The sequence below is a fragment of the Ferruginibacter profundus genome, assembly GCF_054783275.1.
The window spans coordinates 1401161-1424412 of the sequence record NZ_BAAGQW010000002.1; the positions used below are offsets into that span (position 1 = coordinate 1401161).

General features: G+C 39.8%; 18 protein-coding genes. 5 read left to right on the forward strand and 13 right to left on the reverse strand.

The features are described 5' to 3' along the window. Nucleotides 1-8: 8 nt before the first annotated feature. Nucleotides 9-173, reverse strand: a complete 165-nt coding sequence (locus tag ACYVM0_RS16095) for a hypothetical protein (protein WP_460558509.1) — start codon at nucleotides 171-173, stop codon at nucleotides 9-11. Between the two features lie 182 nt (nucleotides 174-355). Here ACYVM0_RS16095 and ACYVM0_RS16100 point away from each other — a divergent pair, with 182 nt between their 5' ends. From ACYVM0_RS16100 to ACYVM0_RS16110, 3 genes are all read left to right on the forward strand, one after another. Further along, nucleotides 356-937: an RNA polymerase sigma factor gene (locus ACYVM0_RS16100; protein WP_460558511.1), complete on the forward strand. Its 582-nt coding sequence runs from the start codon at nucleotides 356-358 to the stop codon at nucleotides 935-937. Between the two features lie 368 nt (nucleotides 938-1305). Further along, nucleotides 1306-3054: a GMC family oxidoreductase gene (locus tag ACYVM0_RS16105; RefSeq protein WP_460558513.1), complete on the forward strand. Its 1749-nt coding sequence runs from the start codon at nucleotides 1306-1308 to the stop codon at nucleotides 3052-3054. 45 nt (nucleotides 3055-3099) lie between these two features. Then, nucleotides 3100-3765 carry a gluconate 2-dehydrogenase subunit 3 family protein gene (locus tag ACYVM0_RS16110; protein WP_460558515.1) on the forward strand — a complete coding sequence of 222 codons (666 nt, stop codon included), beginning with the start codon at nucleotides 3100-3102 and terminating at the stop codon, nucleotides 3763-3765. A gap of 4 nt (nucleotides 3766-3769) precedes the next feature. On the opposite strand, the gene ACYVM0_RS16115 is transcribed toward ACYVM0_RS16110, so the two are convergent. The 5 genes from ACYVM0_RS16115 to ACYVM0_RS16135 all read right to left on the reverse strand — a co-directional run bounded on the left by ACYVM0_RS16115 (nucleotide 3770) and on the right by ACYVM0_RS16135 (nucleotide 9788). After that, nucleotides 3770-5731 carry a protein-disulfide reductase DsbD family protein gene (locus ACYVM0_RS16115; RefSeq protein ID WP_460558517.1) on the reverse strand — a complete coding sequence of 654 codons (1962 nt, stop codon included), beginning with the start codon at nucleotides 5729-5731 and terminating at the stop codon, nucleotides 3770-3772. Between the two features lie 6 nt (nucleotides 5732-5737). Next, nucleotides 5738-6184 (reverse strand): protein-disulfide reductase DsbD domain-containing protein, encoded by a 447-nt coding sequence (locus ACYVM0_RS16120; RefSeq protein ID WP_460558519.1) that lies wholly within the window; start codon nucleotides 6182-6184, stop codon nucleotides 5738-5740. A 183-nt stretch (nucleotides 6185-6367) separates the two neighbouring features. Next, a complete protein-coding gene (gene purQ, locus ACYVM0_RS16125; protein WP_460558521.1) occupies nucleotides 6368-7039 on the reverse strand; it encodes a phosphoribosylformylglycinamidine synthase subunit PurQ in 672 nt (223 codons plus the stop codon). Nucleotides 7040-7186: 147 nt separating this feature from the next. After that, nucleotides 7187-8167 carry a DUF6427 family protein gene (locus ACYVM0_RS16130; protein ID WP_460558523.1) on the reverse strand — a complete coding sequence of 327 codons (981 nt, stop codon included), beginning with the start codon at nucleotides 8165-8167 and terminating at the stop codon, nucleotides 7187-7189. A 97-nt stretch (nucleotides 8168-8264) separates the two neighbouring features. Then, nucleotides 8265-9788, reverse strand: coding sequence for a hypothetical protein (locus ACYVM0_RS16135; RefSeq protein WP_460558525.1), 1524 nt, complete (start codon nucleotides 9786-9788; stop codon nucleotides 8265-8267). A 112-nt stretch (nucleotides 9789-9900) separates the two neighbouring features. Between ACYVM0_RS16135 and ACYVM0_RS16140 the strand changes: the two genes are divergently transcribed. Further along, nucleotides 9901-10812: an epimerase gene (locus ACYVM0_RS16140; protein ID WP_460558527.1), complete on the forward strand. Its 912-nt coding sequence runs from the start codon at nucleotides 9901-9903 to the stop codon at nucleotides 10810-10812. Here ACYVM0_RS16140 and ACYVM0_RS16145 read toward each other — a convergent pair. The 6 genes from ACYVM0_RS16145 to ACYVM0_RS16170 form a co-directional block, all read right to left on the reverse strand. Beyond that, a complete protein-coding gene (locus ACYVM0_RS16145; RefSeq protein WP_460558529.1) occupies nucleotides 10809-11630 on the reverse strand; it encodes an ABC transporter permease in 822 nt (273 codons plus the stop codon). The genes ACYVM0_RS16140 and ACYVM0_RS16145 overlap by 4 nt on opposite strands. A gap of 24 nt (nucleotides 11631-11654) precedes the next feature. Next, on the reverse strand, nucleotides 11655-12575 hold the full coding sequence (locus ACYVM0_RS16150) for an ABC transporter ATP-binding protein (RefSeq protein WP_460558531.1): 921 nt from the start codon (nucleotides 12573-12575) through the stop codon (nucleotides 11655-11657). Nucleotides 12576-12653: 78 nt separating this feature from the next. Then, nucleotides 12654-13307 (reverse strand): peptidase M10, encoded by a 654-nt coding sequence (locus ACYVM0_RS16155; protein WP_460558533.1) that lies wholly within the window; start codon nucleotides 13305-13307, stop codon nucleotides 12654-12656. A 54-nt stretch (nucleotides 13308-13361) separates the two neighbouring features. Then, nucleotides 13362-15515: a S9 family peptidase gene (locus ACYVM0_RS16160; protein ID WP_460558535.1), complete on the reverse strand. Its 2154-nt coding sequence runs from the start codon at nucleotides 15513-15515 to the stop codon at nucleotides 13362-13364. A gap of 321 nt (nucleotides 15516-15836) precedes the next feature. Next, nucleotides 15837-16028 (reverse strand): hypothetical protein, encoded by a 192-nt coding sequence (locus ACYVM0_RS16165; RefSeq protein ID WP_460558537.1) that lies wholly within the window; start codon nucleotides 16026-16028, stop codon nucleotides 15837-15839. 313 nt (nucleotides 16029-16341) lie between these two features. Further along, complete coding sequence (locus ACYVM0_RS16170; protein WP_460558539.1) at nucleotides 16342-18720, reverse strand: 3-hydroxyacyl-CoA dehydrogenase/enoyl-CoA hydratase family protein; 2379 nt, start codon at nucleotides 18718-18720, stop codon at nucleotides 16342-16344. Nucleotides 18721-19071: 351 nt separating this feature from the next. On the opposite strand from ACYVM0_RS16170, the gene ACYVM0_RS16175 reads away from it, so the two are divergent. After that, a complete protein-coding gene (locus tag ACYVM0_RS16175) occupies nucleotides 19072-20907 on the forward strand; it encodes a PAS domain-containing sensor histidine kinase (RefSeq protein WP_460558541.1) in 1836 nt (611 codons plus the stop codon). On the opposite strand, the gene metG is transcribed toward ACYVM0_RS16175, so the two are convergent. Next, complete coding sequence (gene metG / locus ACYVM0_RS16180; protein ID WP_460558544.1) at nucleotides 20904-23042, reverse strand: methionine--tRNA ligase; 2139 nt, start codon at nucleotides 23040-23042, stop codon at nucleotides 20904-20906. The genes ACYVM0_RS16175 and metG overlap by 4 nt on opposite strands. Nucleotides 23043-23252 lie beyond the last annotated feature (210 nt).

The window sequence follows — 23252 nt, forward strand, 5'->3', positions numbered from 1 at the left end:
ACTCTATTTTATGCCACAGAAATTACAGCGATAGCTTCAGCGATAAATCTTCGTGAAACTCCGGCCAGGCGGTGTATCCCTGTGGCCATATTATGCTGCCTGCCATATGTGAAACTTTTCTTAAAGCGCTTATCCACCTGTTGTGGAGAACTTCCTTTTAGTATTTTTACCATGTTAACGGTGTGAAAAAAAAGAGGGTTTATACTCATAATAATTTCAAAACATCTATTATTTTTACAGTCCAATATCCAAAAAAGTGAAAAGCCGAAAAAGCCTATCTAAAAGACTTCTACGCAATTTTCCCATTTTTTGGTCCTGTAATTAAAGTCCTAACACACTAAAACTGTAGAAGTTTATGAAATGCCTTAACAATCTTACCGACCAGCAGCTTATTCATTTGTATATGGATGGCGACGCTGATGCTCTTGCAACCATCGTAATGCGTTACAAGGACAAAATTTACACCTCTATTTACTTATTGGTAAAAGACAAGTACCTGACCGAAGACATCTTCCAGGACGTATTCATCCGTATTATCGACACTTTAAAGGGTGGCCGTTATACCGATGAGGGAAAATTTTTACCCTGGGCAATGCGTATTGCACACAATATGTGTGTAGATCATTTTAGAAAAGTGAAACGCAGCCCCACCATTAAAACCAGCGACGACAGGGACATTTTTGAAGTATTGAACTTCAGCGAACCCGGTGCCGACCACAAAATGATGAGTGGCCAAAGCCACGAAAGGATCAGGAAAATGGTAGATATGCTCCCTGAAGACCAACGTGAAGTAATTATCCTGCGCCACTATGCCGATTTAAGTTTTAAAGAAATTGCTGATCTTACTAAATGCAGCATCAACACTGCTTTAGGCCGCATGCGCTATGGTTTAATTAACCTGCGCAAGCTGATGACTGAAAAGCAAATTGCCCTGTAAATTTTGTAACCCCCGATACAAATTGAAACCCTTCAAACTTTTTGAAGGGTTTTTTGATTTTGGAACACGGATTGGAGAGGTTGAACGGATGATTACGGATCTTTTCTGCATTGCAGAAAAGTTTGGGTTCTGCTGTAATCCGGTATGCTGCATAGCAGAAAACCTGTAATAATTCCTTTCTTAGAAAATTCTTATCTGAAGCAAATGGCTTATTTAAATAAAAAGCTTTTTATCCGTACAATCATTATCATCCGTGTTCGTGTATTTATAACCATTCTGACTTTTACTCATAAAATCTTTACTCAAAAACATTTTATTAAAAAATATTGCTGTAAATTTTCAACTGATATAAAAAACATTTTTGCTGTATGGGAGATTTACAAATTAAGAAACAGGCTAAAAAATACGACGTAGTGATAGTTGGCTCAGGCGCAGGTGGTGGTATGGCCGCTTATACATTAGCCAAAGCCGGTTTTAAAGTGTGTATGCTTGAAGCCGGTTACATGTACGATCCCCAAAAAAATGTTACACAACTTAAACACCCCTGGGATTCGCCACGCCGCGGTGCCAGTACCTCTATGCGACCGTTCGGCGATTTTGATGCCTGTTACGGAGGGTGGAGTTTAGAAGGCGAGCCCTATACAAAAGAAGAAGGAACAGACTGGTTGTGGTGGCGTGCAAGAATGCTGGGCGGAAGAACCAATCACTGGGGAAGAATTTCTTTGCGTTTTGGCCCCAAAGATTTTAAAAGAAAAAGTATTGACGGGCTGGGTGATGACTGGCCGATTGGCTATGAAGATGTAAAACCTTACTACGATAAGTTAGATAAGATGGTTGGTATTTTTGGTACCAATGAAGGTTTGGAAAATGACCCGGATGGTATCTTTCTGCCTCCGCCAAGGCCAAGATTGCATGAACTGTTTATAAAAGAAGCCGCCATACAATCGGGCGTAAGGGTAATTCCATCACGCCTTTCTATTCTTACAAAACCGATAGAAAATGATGCAGACAGAAAAGCCTGTTTCTTTTGCGGACAGTGCGGCAGAAACTGCAGCATGGCCAAAGCAGATTTCTCTTCGCCCAATGTATTGATATACCCTGCAATGAAAACGGGTAATATTGATGTGGTGGCTAATGCCATGGCAAGAGAAGTGCTGACTGATAAAGAAGGATTGGCCACCGGTGTTTCGTACATTTTAAAGGATGACATGATGGAATACCAGGTAAGTGGCAGGATAGTGATACTGGCTGCCAGTGCCTGCGAAAGTGCCAGGCTATTGCTCAACTCCAAATCGCAACGCCATCCGAATGGATTAGCCAACAGCAGTAATGTAGTGGGTAAATATTTGCACGATTCTACCGGTGCATCTGTATCGGGTATATTGCCGGAGTTGTTCGGCAGAAAAAGATATAACGAAGATGGTGTTGGTGGAATGCATATTTATTCTCCATGGTGGTTAGATAATAAAAAACTGGATTTCCCAAGAGGGTATCATATTGAATACTGGGGCGGACAAAGTCAGCCTGCTTATGGTTTTGGCTTTAATATTGAAAACCTGAATGGCAAATATGTGGTGAATGGCAAACAAAAAGAAGCCGGCGGCTACGGGGCATCGTTAAAGGAAGACTTCCGGTATTTTTATGGTGCAGGCGTTGGCATGGCCGGCCGTGGAGAAGCTATACCGGTAGAAACAAATTATTGTGCTATCGATCCCAATACTGTTGATCAATATGGGATTCCTGTTTTAAAATTCAATGTAAAGTGGAGCGATTATGAAATTAACCAGGCAAAGCACATGAAGGAAACGTTTAAGGAGATCATGCATAATATGGGCGCCATCATCACTTCGGGGGGCGATGACGATGAGAAAAATAACTGGGGACTGACCAAGCCGGGAGAAATTATTCACGAAGGCGGCACAGTAAGAATGGGTAATGACCCTAAAAAATCGGCCCTGAATAAATACAGCCAGGCACATGATTGTAAAAATTTATTTTGTGTGGATGGCGGGCAATTTGTAAGCCAGGCAGATAAAAATATTACGTGGACGATACTTGCATTGAGTATGAGAGCATCAGAATATATTATTGATGAGATGAAGAAAAACAACCTGTAGTTTCTGGATCTCAGCAAAAATGTTCAATTTAAAAAACCGACTACAATGGATAGGAGAAAATCATTAAAACTTTTAGCTACCGGTGCTTTTGTTGCGCCTGCTGTAATTGACGGTTGCACACCCAAAGATAAAAAAGCTGAAGCAACAGCAGGTGAGCCAACTTTTAACCTGGACCGTAACCCGGCAGAGTTAAAACGTGAAAAAGCATTGTTAGCACAGGAAAAATTCTTTACTGCTGAAGAAATGACCACGATCACCATTTTGGGAGATATTATTATTCCTAAAGACGCAGTAAGTGGCAGTGCCAGCGATGCTAAAGTACCTGAGTTTATTGAGTTTATTGTAAAAGATATGCCCAGGCACCAACTACCAATGAAAGGTGGTTTACGCTGGTTAGATATGCAATGCCTTACCCGTTACGAAAAAGCTTTTAAAGATTGCAGCCAGCAGCAGCAGATTGAAATTATAGACATGATCGCCTACCCTAAAAAAGCAAAACCCGAAATGAGCCAGGGTGTGGAATTTTTTAAGCTGATGCGTAACCTTACGGCCACCGGTTTTTATACCTCCGAAATTGGTGTAAAAGATATCGGCTACGCCGGCAACTCACCTACACAATGGAATGGCGTACCTGCTGATGTTTTAAAACAATACAACAAAGCGTATACAGAAAAAGAATTGAAGGAGTGCGTGAGTTTTGATGCGAAATAATGAGCTACTTTTTTATTTTGGCAAATGCATCAAGGCCACACTGCAGCCATGCTGCATAAGCCGCCGGGCTTGACTCGTAAGGCTCCGGAGTATTCAGTAATTTTTCATCAGGCGAAATAAGTGCATAATAAGGTTGTGCAGTATGAGCAAAATTTTCTACTTCAAATGTAGCCCACTTATCCCCTACCGTTACTATATCTTTTTTTGTGCCATCGGTAGTAGTATAAGTAAATTGTTTAAACGCAGGCAATTTTTTTCTGTCATCTACATACAATGATACCAGGATAAATTCACCCATCAGTTTTTTTACTTTTTCATCGGGCCAAACATTTTCTTCCATCTTGCGGCAGTTTACACAATTCCACCCCGTAAAATCAATCATGATGGGTTTGTTTCTTTCTTTGGCTAGTTTTAATGCTTCGTTATAATCTTTCAAAGGTTCATCACAATAAAAAGGTTGCTGATAAACACTGTAGCAGTATGGTGGGGGAAAGCCGCTTACCAAAGAAAGTTTTGCATATTTAGTGTTAGTTAACCCGGGAATAAGGTAAATGGTTATTGCTGCAAACAATAGGGTAAATATCAATTTTGCTTTGGAAGATTTAACCGGGTATTTTCTTTTAAACGGAGGCAGGTTTAATAAATAGAGTGTAACACATAGCCCGCAAAAAACCCAGGTGCCGATAAATATTTCTCTTTTAATAACGCCCCAATGTTGAGTAAGATCTGCATTACTTAAAAATTTCATCGCCATGGCCAGTTCTATAAAACCCAGTACCACTTTTACTTCGCCCAGCCAGCCGCCACTTTTTGGTAAAGAAGAAAGCAGCTGCGGAAATAAAGCAAATACGGCGAAAGGCAATGCCAGGGCTAAACCAAAGCCAGCAAGCCCTGCAGTAAGATTTACAGCGCCGCCGTTTAATGCACCTACCAATAAACTTCCCAGGATTGGACCGGTACATGAAAATGAAACCACAGCCAAGGTAAGCGCCATAAAGAAAATGCCCACTAACGTTCCGGTATTGGATTTTGCATCGGCACGGTTAGCAATAGATGATGGCAATGTAATTTCGTACAACCCAAAAAACGATAATGCAAAAACTATGAAGATGATAAAGAACGTAATGTTTAACCAGGGATTGGTGCTTATATTATTTAATATCTCTTCGTTGCCTTTTGGTAAAAAATAAAAAGGCACGCTAAGCAATACGTAGATCAGAAAAATAAACCCGCCGTAGATCAATGCATTAAACACACCCTTTTTGCGATTGGTTTCTTTTTTGGTAAAGAAAGAAACGGTTAACGGAATCATAGGGAAAACACAAGGTGTAAGCAATGCAATTAAACCACCTAAAAAGCCAATTAAAAATATCTGCCATAATCCTTTGCTTTCTTCGGCGGTAGTGTTACCACAAACTGCAACAGGATTTTTAAGATCTATAGAATTTATTTTGATTCGGTTGTCATTTGCTGACACAGCTACACCACCTTCAATGGCTACATCAAATTTTTCTCCGGCTTCAGGAAAAAACTGGTCGTTACCTTTTGCAAAGCTATAACCAAGTGAAATTTTTAAATTAGCAGGAATGGTGCTTGTAAAAGTAATTTTCTGGGAGAGTGTAACTTCTTTTTCAACAACAACTGCTTTTTTATTAAAAACCGGGTCGGTAATATTTTTTTCTTCTCCTCCTACTTCAGCCTCACCGTTTTTTTTAATGCTGCTGTCGGTAAAATTGATGCTGGCTTTTTCCAGGCCGTCAATTACTGTTTTATTAGTGTAAACACGCCAGCCATCTGCAACAATTCCTTTTGCAGTAATAATATAATCTTTATCATTTATTTTTTGCGATGATACCTGCCATTTAAGCTGCCCTGTGTTTTGCGCAAATAATACAGCCGATAAAAAAAGCAACAGTGACAGCGTAGCCAGTTGCTTCAGGTATTGCGGGACAAACTTAGGTTTCATTAAAAATTATTGAATAGCGATAGCAAATGTTTCGGTAGTAGGCGGCATACAGGTTCTGTCGTTACAGATCATGGATTCTATTTCGCCGGTGATGTTGGTTTTAATTTTGGCTTTTACCGAAACTATTTGTGTAAACTCAACCTTACCCTCAAAGTATTTTACGTTTACTTTAAAGCTTTTATCGTAATAAGATACCAGCTTGCCGGCCTCTTTAACTTTTCCTGTTATTGTAGCCAGCGGATTTTTATTAAATTTAAATGTAGTTGGTACCGGCCCGCCATCGGGGGTGTTTTGAGAATAAATATGCCAGCCTGCAGGAGGTTGTGCAGTGATATGCAATTCATACTTGTCTCCGGCTAATTTTTTTGCGGTATAAGACCAGGCTACCTTTTGTGCAGTAACAGCACCAATTGTAAAAATCATCAACCCGATTGCAACAATTATTTTTTTCATTCTTTTAATTTAATTAGCTGTTTACTTAAACAAGATGTTTTTAATTTACTTATAGTTGGCCGGTACTACCATCATTATTCAACACTTCCATTCAATATGCAAATTTAGCCCCACAGTTTAATCAGAATTGTTAAATAGCCGACAAAATACAGCTATTGATTGCAGGCAGCATTTAAGCCGGCTTTAATTTATACCAAACAGGTGGTTAAATATTTTTCTGCCGTCTTCATTATTTAAAATACTGCTGGTGGCCCTTTCGGGATGCGGCATCATTCCATATACATTTCTTGTTTTATTACAGATGCCTGCAATATTGTGTATGGCACCGTTGGGATTACTTTCTGAAGTGATATTTCCGTTTTCGTCGCAGTAGCGGTAAATGATCTGGCGGTGCATTTCCAGTTCTTCCAGTGTTTTATCGTTGGCAAAATACCTGCCTTCGCCATGTGCCACCGGAATTTTTATTGCTTCACAACTTTCTGAAGCAGCTTCCTTCATAAAAATATTTTTGCATACAAACTGCTGCTGGCTGTTGCGCAATAATACGCCGGGTAGTAAACCGCTTTCGCATAAGATCTGAAAACCGTTGCAAACACCCAGAACTTTACCGCCTTTATTGGCAAATTCAATAACGCTTTGCATCATAGGGCTAAAGCGGGCAATGGCGCCGCAACGCAGGTAATCGCCATAGCTGAAGCCGCCGGGTAGTACAATACAATCGTCGGTAGTAAACATGCTCAGGTCTTTATCTTTATGCCAAAGCTGAATCACTTCCTGCTTCAGGTCATTTTGCAGGGATTCTATCATATCTCTGTCGCAATTACTGCCGGGGAAAACTACTACGCCAAACTTCATAACGAACTATTTTAGTTGCAAATGTAAAACAATATCGAATATCGAATAGACGAATATCAGATGTGTGGATATAACCGGCTTAGCGGTTGCCGGAAATTTTCCGACTACGGACAGATTGAATGTCCGCCACTTCCATATCCTGCATATCTATTGCACAAAGTAGCTGATAGCAATAACAAAAGCCACCATTACCCAGTGTAACAACAGCGGAATTTTTCTGTTATTGGGGTATAAAAATGCGGCTCCTAACAGTGCAGAAAGCGGCACAGCAGATAATATCCAGTATTCAAATGTGTGGGTAGCGTTTATAAAGGGTACAAAAACAGCTACTAAAAGGTATAAAAACACCAGGTTCCAGCTTTTACGGGCCTGTATCAACTGGCGCCTGAAATTCTGTTGTACAAAAAAGAAGCCTGTAACACAGGTAATCAATACCACTATTATTGCCACATAAGACCAGTTGGTCTGATTGAACTTCGGGCTGGTAACTGCTATGCCTGGAAATTGATAATTTTTCCACCTGTCGGTTAAAAAGGCCCAGGCCAGTAAAAAATAATAGGGTGTTACAATGCCCAGCAAAGCGATGAACCATTCTGATAATTTAAAGGGGCGGATGATGGCGAGGCCAAAAATCACCAGCACTACAAAAGCCAGTGATGGGAAATAAAAAAAGGTAGCGATGCCAATAGCAATACCGATATTGAACAATGATCGTTTGGGATTTTCATCGTTATACAAACCGCTCATCTTAGCCCATACCCATATTATGAGTGTATTAATGATCAGAGGGGAAGAAAGCATATTCCATTCTGAAAATAGGGAAGTGACCAGCAAATAACTCATACCGGTAAGGTAATTGGGCTTTTGCATCAACTTTAATTCATTCACCAGTTTATTAAAAGAAACGGCTTGTGTATACAATAATAAATAAGCGATCAGGGGATAGATGACGGGGATACCGCCGGCAAGCGGGTGCAGCCATTTTAATAAAGCCCTGTATAAAAATCCATCGATCTGCTGCTCCTGCGGCACTTTGGGAGACAAAAACATGGGCAGCTTTAATAAGATGCCATAGATCAGCAATAAAAAAGTATTGTAAGGATTGTTGGCTTTAAAAGTGCCCGTCACAGGTAATGAATAGTTGAGAATGAATAATTAGTAATGCTTTGCAAAGGTGGTTAATTATTGCAAGGATTGAAAAGTTTTTTTGACAAGCACAAAGTGTTTAAAAATCCACCCGGGCAAAACAAATATAACTCCTGTACATACAGGGAATAATCAACTGGCTGGCACCTACCTGCTTGCTGAGGCTGGGCATAAACTGGTAGCCCCGTTCCTGGCTTTTTAATGTAGGATTACGGGTAACCACCCCGGAAGGTGTAATACTGTGGTTGGCGATGATCTGGTTCTTGTTTTTATCGTCATTAAATAAAAAGTGAATCTCTCCTCCGCTGTTCATGGTAGAAAAAGATAAAAAGTTCTCATTATCATCATCAAACTGATCTTTGTGAATTACCCTGCTCCATTCCAGCTTACCGTTTTTATCTACGCTTAAGATCATAATATTAGCATAGTAATACCTGGTGCTTTGATTAGAATTATAACTGCTTAAGGGGCGGTAATAATTGTAGTAGGGATTATAGTAGTATGAAGAGGTTGAATAGGGATTGTAATAATAATTGTTCAGGTAATCCCAGCGGTTCCAGGGGTTGTTATTGCCCCGGCCCTGGGTGGAATAATCTTCGGCAGTAAGTAAAAAGCCGCCATCTTTTTTTACAAATACCTGGCGTATGAAAAAATCATCCAGTGCAAAACGCAGCTGACCGTTTGTTTTGGCTTCATCCCTGATCGAATCTCCTAAAACGGTAAAATCATGTATAAAGGTTTTAGCACTGTCACGATCCCACTCGTAAGTAAATAACCCTTCAATACTACCCCGGTTTTTTTTGTAATAGAAAGAATTGATAATGTACTTTTTGTTGAGGTTATCAACTTTTACTTTCACTTCATCGATATAATATTTTTCGAGATCTATCTCGTGAAAGATGATACTGTCCTGCATAGGAGCTTTTATGGCCAGGCTTAAACTATTGCTGTTATCCCTGTTGCCGTTTTTACTGTCTTTTGTAAAAATAAGATTACCGTCATTGTCCAGTAAAAAATTATCGTAATTATCCCTGCGGTCGTTATACTCCAGGGTACGCCTGCTTTTAGAGAGCAGGTGCAAACTGCTGTCGAATAAAAGTGTTACCAGGCCGTAGTGGTCATATTTTTTATGAATTTTAAACACCATTATTTTCTGCTTGTCTTCGCTGTTGATGGTGGTATAAATTTTATTATCGGCCAGTATCGGAATTTGAGTGGTGTCCAGTTCAAAAGGTTCTCCTATTTTTTTAGCATCACCATCGAGTTTTACGGCCATGCAATGCAGCGTATTTCTTTTTTGATATTGGTAGATCATGAAAAAATGATCGGGATAAATTACAAAATCAACATTGAAAGTTTTTTCCGGCACAAAATCCAGCTTGACCGTTTCCTTAATGGTCATGTCGTAATTAAAAATATTGATCTTATGGCGCCACTTTACATTTTTATACACTAAAAAATGACCATTCATTTTGCCGATGATTTCAAAATTTATATCCCGGTTATTATCTTCCTGTTCATAATCTGAATAGGTAACTTTTTGGCAAAAAGCCATAGCAGGCAAAACAAAGCATATAGCAATAACAAAAATGATGCGGTTCATGAATGAGGATCTTTATAATTAAAATTACGATTTAAAAACCAATAGCGTTAATTTACGTTAACAAGATGTACGAAATTTTGTGATTACATAAACCGTTAAATAATTTACAAAAATGCAGACAGTTTTAATAAGTGGTGGCACCGGAATGGTGGGCAAGGCCTTAAGTAAACTCCTGGTAAATAAAGGATATAAGGTAATCGTGCTGAGCAGGCAGGCTGTGGCAACTTCAGCCAACGGTGTAGCCACAGCTAAGTGGGATGTAAAAAAGCAGGAGATGGATATTGTGGCTTTGCAAGAGGCAGATTATATTATTCACCTTGCGGGAGCTGGTGTGATGGATAAAAAATGGACCCCTGAGTATAAGGATGAAATAGTAAGCAGCCGGGTAGAAAGTGCAAAGCTGATTGTGAATAGCTTAAAGCATCATACCAATAAAGTAAAAAAAGTGATCAGTGCCAGCGCCATTGGCTGGTATTCACCCGGCGAACAATTACATACTGAAGAAGAGTCTGCTGACAATAGTTTTTTAGGTGACACCTGCAGGTTGTGGGAAGATAGTATAACGCCTGTTACGCAATTAAACATAGGGTTGGTGAAATTCAGAATAGGTATTGTGTTTAGTAAAGAAGGCGGGGCATTAAAAGAATTTATCACTCCCATTAAACTGGGGGTGGCTGCAATTTTAGGCAGCGGCAAACAAATCATCAGCTGGATACATATTGATGACCTGTGCAACATGTTTCTGTTTGCCATAGCAAACGAAAACGTTACTGGTGTTTACAATGCAGTAGCCCCGGAACCTGTAACTAATAAAACGCTCACCATAACACTGGCAAAAAAAATGAAGCGTTTGTTTTTCATCCCTTTGCATGTACCCACTTTTGTTTTAAAAATCATGCTGGGTAGCAGAAGTATTGAAATATTAAAAAGTGCAGCAGTGAGTTGTAAAAAAATTATGGCCGCAGGTTTTACTTTTCAATTTAAAAATATCGACAGTGCATTGGAAGACCTTACCAAAACTTAAAGATCAGAATTAATAAATTTTTTGCTGGCCCAAAAATAAAAAAGCACAAGGTACCCTATAGCAAGTGCCAATACCAGCCATGTATAATCCGACGGCATTATCACTTTGCTCATCGTTTTAAAAGGATTGTCGGGAAAAGCAAGTAATCCATCAGCAGCATTCATGGGAAGATAGTCACCGATATTCCCAAGATCAGTACCGCTGTCAGCTTTCATTTTTATACTAAGTACATTTAACAACTGTGAAATAATATTCTCTGCACCCAGGTATATAAAAAAAACACCTGTAGCAAAGCCTGTACGCTTTATCAAAACAGAAAATAAGATAGCAATTAAATTATAAGACAATGCCTTAAGGAAAAAATATCCTACATTAACAATTCCATTAAAAGAAAATGAAGTACCCGACCCAAAACCAAAGATAAGTGCCGTAATAAATACAAGCACTGTTGCCACCACTGCAAATATTAATGCCATCATAATTTTTACACTTATAAATTGCTGCCGGCTTAAGCCATCAATAATATTTTGACGATGCGTTTTAAAAGTATATTCGTTTGTAAATAGCATCAGTAAAAGCAATGATGGCAGCAATAAAATAAACCCTGTAGCATAGCTTGTTGTTTGCCATGTATTATCAAAATTATAGGGTGAGAAAGAAATGAGGCCGGCACCCGGCACATTATTAACTATATTTTTGTTTACCGTAAATACGATATAATTAATTGCCAACACACCTACACAAAAGAAAATTGCCATTATTTTGAAAGCCATATATTTTCTTAGTTTCAGCCATTCTATTTTTAAAAGCTCAGTCATCGGATAGTATTAAAATATATAAAATTATTTTTCGCTTTTTGTACCGGTAATTTCCAAAAATCTTGTTTCCAGTGATTTTCGTTTTTCGTTAAGGCGGTTTAATATGATACCATTATCAAAACAAAATTTATTTACCTGGGCAGCAGTAATATTTTCGCTGCAGGTAACCTGCAGTACATTGTCAACCAGGTTCGCCTCCAGTACGCCATTCATTTGTTGTAATACCCGTATTAATGCTTCGTCGTTATCTGCACCAACTTCTATAAGCACTGTTACAGCGGCATCGCCACTGGTATGAGCCATCACTTCTCTTACCGAGCCTACTGTTTTTAAAACACCTTTTTGTATAATGGCCACATGCGTACAAACCTTTTCCACTTCATCCAGTATATGACTGGCCATGATGATGGTTTTGCCTTTACGGTTGAGTTCTTTTATCAACTCCCTTATTTCTGCAATACCGGCAGGGTCCAATCCATTGGTTGGCTCGTCAAATACTAAAATGTCAGGATCGCCTAATAACGCCGCAGCTATGGCCAGCCTTTGTTTCATCCCTAATGAATAGGTGATGAATTTGGAATCCCTGCGTTCGTAGAGGTTTACGATGTGCAGTACTTTATCTATGTCTTCTTCTCCCCTGCCTTTTATTTTAGCCGCAATTTTTAAATTATCGGTAGCACTTAAGTAATGATAAAAATTAGGTGTTTCTAAAAGCGTGCCGATCCGCTTCCTGATCTCAGCTGACCCTCCTTCTCCTATCCACGAAAAAGTTCCGCTGGTGGACTTCAGCACGTCCATCACAATACCCAGCAAAGTTGTTTTGCCACTTCCGTTGGGACCTAAAATACCAAACACTGTTTTTTCGGGTACCGAAAAACTAACGTTTTGTAAAGCCCTTACTGATTTGTAATTTTTAGAGAGATTATCTACCGTTAAAACCGCCATGGCAATAATTATTATTTAAGCTTTGAAGATAAGGGATTTTTGCAATCCTCAATTGCCGGAATTTTATGAAAGGTAAATCTAAGGCACCTGCTTTGGATGCCACAAAGAAGTAAAGCCACCTACCATGGCAAATCCGCCTGCATTAAAATCCAGTTTGTGCAGTTTTAAATTATCAATATCCTGCTGCAATACTTTTCTTGTAAAGGGACTCATGGTACCCCCAATGGCATGTGCTTCGGCAGCCGGATCGTATTGAAAGACTCTATCTACAATAGTACCTCTCGGATACATAATACCTGGTGTGCCTTTCCCTCGGATGTCCAGGTCTTCAGGATGGTCTAATCCTATAGTATGTCCAAATTCATGTGCTGCAGTGGTGGATTTATTTAAGAGGTTATCCAGTTTGAAATAACCGGTGTTGCTGTTGATGCCATCCACAAAAGAAATATTGCCTGATGCATATTCTTCTATCCTGAAATAATTATTTCTCGGATTGGTATTTTCGTAGATCATTGCCGGTATCAGCGCTTTACTCCAGATGCCTTCGATATTAAATTGTACAGCATACATTTCATTTTTTATTTTCACTTTGCCGTTGGCATCGTTCCAGCAATGTGCAATATCAGCAGCAATAAATCTTGCTACCTCATCATTGGCAGCATCGCCATAAATAAATATTACAGCGTGGAGGATGAGTTGATTTTTATATTTTAAAATTTCTGCTTCGCCCATTATATGTAGTACATTGAAATTTCATTTGGACCAGGAATGTATTGAAATGAAATTTCAATGTACCAGGTTATTCATAAAATAATCTGTGACTTTCTGGTATAAATGGGCCCTGTCTTTTCCCAGTACATTATGTTCGTGGCCGGGATAGATCATGTAATCTACCTGCACGCCTGCATCCACACAAGCTTTTACAAAATTTACAGAATGCTGTTGTACTACTACCGGATCCTGCAAGCCATGGATCAATAATAATTTATCCTTTAGTTTGCCTGCCTGTTTAATAAGATTAGTGGCTTCATACCCTTCAGGATTTTCCTGTGGTGTATCCATATAACGTTCGCCGTACATGATCTCATAATATTTCCAGTCCATTACGGGGCCACCGGCAACCGCGGCTTTGAATACTCCGGGATGGTGCAATACAAAATCAGTGGTCATAAATCCGCCATAACTCCAGCCAAATAAGCCCATATTATTTTTATCGATGTAAGATAAACTGCTTAAATAATCTACGCCGCTCATCATATCTTCCATTTGTGCTTCCCCTGCCCTGCGGAAAATAGTCTGCTCAAATACTTTACCCCGGTTATCGCTGCCTCTGGTATCTATTGTAAATACCACATAACCATGTTCAGCCATGTACTGGAACCAATAATCGCCGGCTCCGCCATTCCAGCCATTTAAAATCATTTGCGCATGAGGGCCGCCATACCAATATACAATCACCGGGTATTTTTTTGTGCTGTCGAATTGTACCGGTTTAAACATCCGGCAATACAAATCGGTACCAGTAGTATTTTTTATGGCAAAGATGCTGAGCCTGCCCATAGCATAGTCTGCAATGGGATTGGCCGCCTGCAATAATTGTTTTGACCTGCCGGTTTTTATTTCTATCAGCTGTATCGTTCTGGGATTATCCGCTGTGCTGAATGCATCAATAACAGTGCTGCCATCTGTACTAATTTGTGCAGCGTGTACACCTGTTGCAATGGTAAGTCTTTTTGATTGACCGGTTTTTAAATTGAGCTGGTATAGATTTTTTGTGATGGGAGATTCTTCTGTTGCCGTGTAAAATAAATTTTCCCCTTTCGCATCAAAGCCTTTCACTTCCAGCACTTCCCAGTTGCCTTTGGTGAGTTGTTTTATTAAGGTACCGTCGGCATTGTATAAGTACAGGTGATTCCACCCGTCCCGGTTGCTTTGCCATATAAACTGCTCAGGTTTATTTTTTACAAATAACATCGGCACCAATGGTTCTACATATTTCTCATCTTTTTCTTCAAATAATGTTTTTGTTAATTCACCTGTATTGGCATTGTACTGGTTCAGCTTCATGTGATTTTGTTCCCTGTTCAATACGGCAATGTAGAGCCATTTATCATCGGGGCTCCAGGCAATATTGGTAAGGTATTGATCAGTAGGTATGCCGGTTCTGATCCAGGTGGTGGAATTAATGATGGCATTGTAGATACCCACAGTTACATAATGGCTTTGGCCTCCTGCCATCGGGTATTTGATATTCTGATTTACTGCGGGGTATTTTGTCCAGTCGATAATGGGATAGTCTGTTACCATGCTTTGGTCCATCCTGTAATAAGCCAGTGATTTTCCATTGTTGCTCCAGAATGTTCCTTTGCTGATACCAAATTCATCCCGGTGTACCGATTGGGCGTATACCATATTAGCACTGCCATCTTTAGTTACCTGTTTGGTACCATAAAAACCGGAGCTTACAAACAAATTATTATTCTCTACATAGGCTACAAAACCAGCGCTGCTTTCTTCTGCTGCAGTTTTATCTGCCACCGTACTTTTTAGTAGTTCTTTGGTTTGATTGGTCACCGGGTTCAATGCAATTTTATTGCCATTGGCATTCAATATCCAATCTGCTGACACATTGAATTGTATTGCAGGCATGGTTTTCAAATCGCCGTAACCGGATGTTTTTAATTTATCATTCAGTTGTTCTAACGTTAGAAACGGCGTTTCTGCCGTTTTCATATTTCCTTTTACCCAAACCTCTTTACCTTCTATCTTTTTGAGGTATACATAATCTGTTGTGCCAAATATAAACTGCAATTGCTTTAAATTTTCTACTGCCAATGTGCTACGGTTTTTAACCATAGCGTCTTCCATAGTTAATAGTTTGTTTTGACCAAACAATGATGTACTGATAAAAAGCGCAAGAGAAAAAAAGATTTGTTTCATATTGATGTATTGAAGAACAAATGTATTGAAAAATATATGGCCAGATACCTATGACCTATGGTCTGGCGCCTTCGTGTGACCACCTATCAATGGGTTTGATCAGGCGAGGATGTCAGATCAAACCACAGATTTGCTTTGCCAATTCAATATTGCACATTGAACCAGGGCGCAATCCATTGTAAGAACGGAAAGAAGACCATTTCCAATCTGCCGGATTATTTACGATACCAGCTTCTACCGCATTGTAATGGATATAATTAAAAGTGTTGAAGTAATAATCCTGCCTTGATAAAAACCGGCTATTCAATTCTGCTTCTTCATTTAAACAAATGCTTTTGTTTTGGGGCGGAACAAAGCGCCACTACGATTATTTTTGCTATTGAATTCGTGAGCGTAAGTGCTCAACAGTTTTCTACATCCATTTGTAACCGGATCAAGCAGTAATCCTCCCTGTTGTTTTACTTCCAGGCATCTGCTATCGGCATAGAGCATAAAATGAAAATGATTGTGCATGAGGCACCAGGTTAAAGTTTCGCAATGAGGCGACACCTATTCTTTGTATAGTTGCAGAAAATAAAGAAAGTGGAAATCTTTGATGAATACGTTTTGCTGGTTATTACCCTGGTTGTAAACATGGTAAAAATTTTCCGGTAAAAATTTCATGGCCTAACTTTTTTTGTTAAGGCTTTCATGCAGAAAAGGTTTGTGCGTACTACACTGTAATTCCGGCAAGGCTTATGTGATTCAAGATGATCAGACGGCGACGTCAGACCATGTGGGACCGCATGATCTGACGCCCTCGTCTGATCATGCGATTAGCCGGCTGTTAATTCCGCAACGGCTTCCCACTCTTCAATATGCTTTGAATTCTTTCCAATGTTTTTTTCTCACCGGTTAAACTTAAAAATGCTTCTCTTTCCAGGTCGAGTAAATATTGTTCACTTACCAATTGCTGTTCACTTAAATCGCCGCCACACATCACGTACGCTAATTTTTTTGCCACAGTCACATCATGATCGGTAGCGTAGTTAGCACGCCACATACCATTAATACCGGCATGCATGGCTCCCAATGCACTGCGGCCTAAAACTTTAATATCATTACGCTGCACCGGCATTACATAGCCATCGTTGTATAATTCTATCACCGCCTGCTTGGCTTCTGCAATGCGGCGGCCCTGGTTAATGCTTACTGTATCTCTTCCCTTCCTGTAAATGCCCAGATCAAAGGCTTCGTAGGCTGAAGTACCCACTTTTGCAGTGGCAATAGTTAAGAAACGATTTTGCAATGTCAGCGTATCTACTTCACCTTCGTGCATTTCATCGGCAGCACGCAGTACAAATTCTTTGGTACCACCACCACCGGGAATTACACCAATGCCCACTTCCACCAAACCGGTATAAGTTTCTGCAGCAGGAATAACTTTATCGGCATGTAAACAAATTTCGCAGCCGCCACCTAATGCCAAACCATGTGGTGCCAACACAACAGGTATACCTGAGTAGCGCACTCTCATCATCGTATTCTGGAACATGCGTATTGCCATATCAATCTCATCATAATCCTGTTCAATGGCCAGCATAAATATCATCCCTACATTAGCACCGGCGCTAAAATTACTACCATCGTTACCGATCACTAACCCTTTATATTTTTCTTCGGCCAATGCAATTGATTTTTGAATACCTTCCAAAACTTCCCCACCGATACTGCCCATTTTAGTATACCATTCCAATCCCAATACATCATCACCTAAATGATAAGTACGGCAGGCACTATTTTTCCAGATGGTCTGGTTATCAAAATTCTTCATTACTATAAAGGCATCTCCGCCGGGTAATGCTTTATAGGTTTTGCTGGTAACATCATAGCATAAACGCTTTCCATTTTCTACTTTATAAAAAGAAGTGTTACCGGCGGCAATCATTTCATCTACCCATGGCGCCACTTTATAGCCGGCAGTTTTCATTGCCGCAGTTGTTTTGGCAAGTCCCAGTGTATCCCAGCTTTCAAAGGCGCCTGTTTCCCAGCCAAAGCCTGCCATCATACCATCATCCACACGGTAAAGTTCATCGCTGATCTCGGGTATGCGATGGCTGATGTAAGAAAATAAACTGTAATGAAACTGGCGGTAAAATTCTCCGGCCTTATCTGTACCTGCACACAAAGCTTTTATCCTGGATGGCAGATCTTCAATTGGTTTTGCCGTTTCTAAAGTGGCAAATTTTGGCTTTTGCCTGGTGCCATATTCCAGCGTTTGTAAATTCAATGTCAGAATTTCCTTTTCACCGGTGGCACTTTTTGTCTTTTTAAAAAATCCCTGTCCTGTTTTATCGCCCAGCCAATTATTTTCTACCATCTTATTTAACCATGCAGGTATTGCAAATACTTCTTTTGCTTCGTCGTCGGGACAATTATCGGCAACGCCTTTGGCTACTTTTACCAATGTATCAATACCTACTACATCTGCAGTGCGGAAAGTAGCCGATTTAGGACGACCGATGACAGGCCCTGTTAAAGCATCAATCTCATCTACATTCAGCTGTAGCTTTTCCATGGCATTCATTATGGCCATCATTCCAAATACACCAACACGGTTAGCAATAAACGCAGGCGTATCTTTACACAACACCGTTGTTTTACCCAATTGCAAACTGCCATACGCCATCAAAAAATCTACAATTTCAGGATCGGTGTATGGTGTGGGAATAATTTCCAGTAAGCGCAAATATCTTGGCGGGTTAAAAAAGTGGGTGCCGCAAAAATGTTTTTTAAAATCATCGCTTCTCCCTTCCGCCATCATGTGAATGGGGATACCTGAAGTATTGGAAGTAATTAAAGTGCCCGGCTTACGGTATTTTTCTACCTCAGTAAAAACGGATTGCTTGATATCTAATCTTTCCACCACTACTTCTATCACCCAATCGCAACCGGCAATATCTTTCATATTATCGGTAAAGTTGCCGGTCTTAATATTTTTAATAACGTCCTTTGTATATACCGGCGAAGGGTTGCTTTTAATAGCCGCCGCTAAAGCATCATTTACAATTTTATTTTTTTCTGCCGGCTTTGCATCGGCGGCCAGGTCTTTGGGTTGAATATCTAATAATAAAACCTGTAAACCCACACCTGCAAAATGACAGGCAATGCGGCTGCCCATAACACCGCTACCTAAAACCGCTACTTTTTTAATAATCCGTTTCATGTGTTTATTTTTATTTGTCTTTGGCCATATGGAATTTGCCGGTTACAATTTTGGTTGGCACCAATTTTTACGGGGCTCATTTCATATAACTGCAATTGATTTACGCATCAGCAAAATTAATTCTCTTAGCCGAAATTAGTTAGTTAAACAACTAATTTTATTCGAAGGTAAGTTTTAAGAGTGAAAAAACGTAAAAGACCGTATAATTAACATACTAAAATGCGAAAAACTACGTTTATACTATTCGGAGGGTAGTTTAAGCGGCAACCGGGAAACATTAACCATACACTTAACTGAAAAATGCCATAACACTGTTTTTGCAGCTCAAAGGTTGAATGCACATCCAATATCATGAATCCACTTGCCAACAAACAAACTGAAAAAGCAGAAGCTTTCCTGAGTGTAAGCTATAAGGCCGGGGCTGATCTGCCTCCCGGCCAGGATCATGTACAAGACGCAGTAATAATCACCAACACTCAATTTTATATCACCGGCTTTAATGCAACAGCCGCTACTACTTTTAATTTATCAGAAAATATTATTGCCACCACCTCTTTAAGTGATGCTATAGCTTTTGATTTTAAAAACACTACCCGGCAAAATGCGCTGTCTGTGTTATTAAAAACCGGTAGCTGGAGTGGCGAAATTATATTTACGCAGGCCACAGGAAAGCAATTACATTTTTACACCAGTGCCAGTTTAATTAATAATAGCAATACGGTTGTAATAACCAGCAGGCTTACAAACGAGCCACATGTTAAAAGCCAATTACCGATTGCGCAGGCGGGTGAAACATTTTTCAGCCTGTTTATGGCAAAGAGCAAAACCGGTTGCTGGATTTACGACGAAAAAGATGTTATTGTTTTTGCCAATCCTGCCTATACTGATTCTACAGGTTTTGAAGGCGATCCTATAGGAAAACATATTTCCGAAATTTTTCCTGCAAAGCTTGCAGAAAAATTAATAGCCAGGAATAAGGAAACCTTTGCAAAAAATAAGGCGCAGATCACCGAGCATTCATTAACAAGGCCCGATGGCACGATAATCCATTTTGTATCCAATACTTTTATTTTTAAAACTACTGATGGCAAACGCTATATCGGCGGACAGGCCATTGATATTACAGATAGAAAAAACAGTGAAGAGCAGATCAAAAAAATTCATGAACGGTTTACGTATGCTGTAAATGCTACTTCTGAAGCGGTATGGGACCTGGACCTGCAAACCAATGAGATCTACCGCAGCGATGCTTTTTATAAAATTTCGGGTTACACAAAAGAACAGGTAGCCGGTAACCTCGACTGGTGGTTCAATAAAATTCATCCTGAAGATAAGGACCGGGTGAAAAAAAGTTTTGAACAAGACCTGCTGGCAGGTAAAAGAAACTGGGAGGATGAATACCGTTTTCAATATGCAGATGGCAGTTACAGGAATATTGCAGATAAAGGTTTTGCCATTTATGAAAATAGTAAACCGATCCGTTTAATTGGTGCCATCCAGGATATTACAGAGAGAAAAAAACTGGAAGCACAGTTACTTGCAGAGCAGGTAAAAAAACAAAAGCTCATTAACCAGGCTACCATTGAAGCGCAGGAAAAAGAGCGGGGCATGATCAGTGCTGAATTACATGATAATGTAAACCAGCTTTTAATGAGCGCCCGTTTGCATATTGGTGCAGCTAAAAAAAGCGATATACAGGAAGAGCTTTTAAATAAGGCCTCAGATTATTTGCTGCAGGCAGTTGAAGAGATCAGGAGTTTATCTAAAAGGCTGAATACATCTATTGTAAAATCAGTAGGGCTGGAACAAAGTATTTTTGATATCACCCGCAATATGAAACAGTTTAACGACATCACGGTTACTGTTGATATTGATAAAGAGGTGATTGATAAATTAACGCAGGAACAACAACTGGTTATATTCAGGATCATACAGGAGCAAAGTAATAATATCATCAAATACTCAAGAGCTGTTGCGGCTACTTTTTCATTAACAGAAAAAAATAACCAATGCTGCCTTGTTATCAGTGATAATGGTATTGGCTTTGACAAAACCAAACAAAAAGCCAATGGCATTGGCTTTATTAATATTTTTAACAGGATTGATGCCTACAATGGCAAAGTAGAAATCATCACTTACCCCGATAATGGCTGCACCTTAAATATTTCGATGCCCTACGTTGTTTAACTAACGCCTGCACCGGGATTAATAACCGTTTCTGGTTTTACAAAATGCAATTTACCTTCATTGTCTTCGGCCATTAAGATCATTCCATTGCTTTCAATACCCCTCATTTTCCTTGGCGCTAAATTGGTTACCACTGTTACCTGTTTACCTACAATATCTTCGGGTTTAAAATGGAGGGCAATACCTGACACGATGGTCCTTTTTTCAAAACCCAGGTCTACTTCCAGCTTTAATAATTTATCTGCTTTTTCTACTTTTTCTGCAGCCAGTATGGTGCCTACTTTTAAATCAATTTTTGCAAAATCATCAAAGACGATTTCGGATTTCAGATTTGTGATGTCAGATGTATGATTTACAGATTCCGATTTTTTTTCTTCCACTTTACCTGCTTTTTCTATTTGGGGTTTTGAATTGGCTTTTAATTTTTCTACCTGCACAATTATCTCTTCGTCTTCAATTTTCCTGAATAATAATTGTGGCTCTCTTAAGCTATAGCCTACGCTCAGTAATTTTATTTTACCTGCATTTTCCCAATCCAGTATTTTGTCCACCACTTTCATCATGCCTAACATTTTCTTTGCGGTATTGGGCAAAAACGGGTTGATGAGTACCGCCAGGTTTGCTGTCAGCTGCAAACACAAATGCAATGCATTATCAATTAATTTTTGATTGCCGGGATTTTCAGCTAAAGTTTTTGCCACTATCCAGGGTTCTTTCTTTTGCATGTATTGATTGCCTTTTCTGCTCAGGTCAATCACTTCAAATAAAGCCTCCCGGAATTTATATTCTTCCAGTAAACCCTCTACTTTGGCTTTTGAATTTTCAATTTCAGCAATTACCAGTTTATCATTTTCATCTAAAAGTTCCGTATGTAATGGTGGTACTTTGCCTCCGCATAGTTTATGCATCAGCACCCATGTTCTGTTTACAAAATTGCCGAAGATGCTCACCAGTTCGCTGTTTACCGCATCCTGGAAACCCTTCCATGTAAATTCACTGTCTTTTGTTTCAGGTGCAATTTGTGTAAGGTAATAACGCAACATATCCACACATTGTGGCCCTCCATTTTCCTTGTTCACAAAATCATCAATATAATCCTGCATCTCCAGTTTCCAGTTACGGCTGGTACTCATCTTATCACCTTCTAAATTCAAAAACTCATTGCTGGGTACATTATCAGGAACAATGTTGCCATGCAGTTTTAACATCACCGGAAAAATAATACAGTGGAAAACAATATTGTCTTTACCAATAAAATGTACCAGTTTGGTATCATCATTATACCAGTAAGGTTTCCAGTCTTTATCATTATTGATGGCCCATTGTTTGGTAGCACTGATGTAACCGATAGGTGCATCAAACCAAACGTACAACATCTTGCCTTCTGCATCGGGTAAGGGTACTTTAATTCCCCAATCTAAATCTCTTGTAACCGCTCTTGGTTGCAGTCCGCCTTCAATCCAGCTTTTGCATTGCCCTACTACGGTTGACCTCCAATCGCCTGCATGTTCTTTCAAAATCCATTCTCTTAACCAGGCTTCATGTTTATTTAAAGGCAAGTACCAGTGTTTGGTGGCTTTTTTTACAGGTGCGTTTCCACTGATGGTACTAACCGGATTGATCAATTCATCCGGGCTGAGGGAAGTACCGCATCTTTCGCACTGGTCGCCAAATGCGTTTTCGTAACCGCAATTAGGGCAAGTGCCTTTTATATACCGATCTGCCAGGAATGTTTTAGTAGCTTCATCGTAATACTGTTCACTATCTTTTATTTCCAGTTCTCCACGATCGTTCAGGTAAGTAAAAAATTCCTGTGCGGTTTCGTGGTGCAGTGGAGCAGAAGTGCGGTGGTATATATCAAAAGCAATACTCAGGTCATCAAAATTCTGTTTGATGATGGTATGGTATTTATCGATGATGGCCTGTGGTGTGGTGCCTTCTTTTGTAGCCTGTATAGGGATGGCGGTACCGTGTTCGTCGCTTCCGCAAACAAATACCACATCACGTTTTTGTGCTTTCAGGTAACGTACATACGTATCGGCCGGTAAATAGCAGCCGGCCAAATGGCCCACGTGCTTCAGCCCATTGGCATAAGGCAGTGCCGCAGTAATTAAATATCTTTTTGGATTGTTCATTGCGGTGCAAAATTACCGAAAGCAGGGGCAATCCCCAAACAATTTGGTTTGCAGAGTGGTTTTGCCTGCGGCAAATGGGTATCAGCCACAGATTACCCGGATTCCACGGATTTTATTGAAGCAAAGGCAGACGGCCCCGGATTGCCGCATACTTTATTTACGGGTATACTTTTTCTTACGGAACCGAAAAAGCCCTTGCAGTATGCAAAG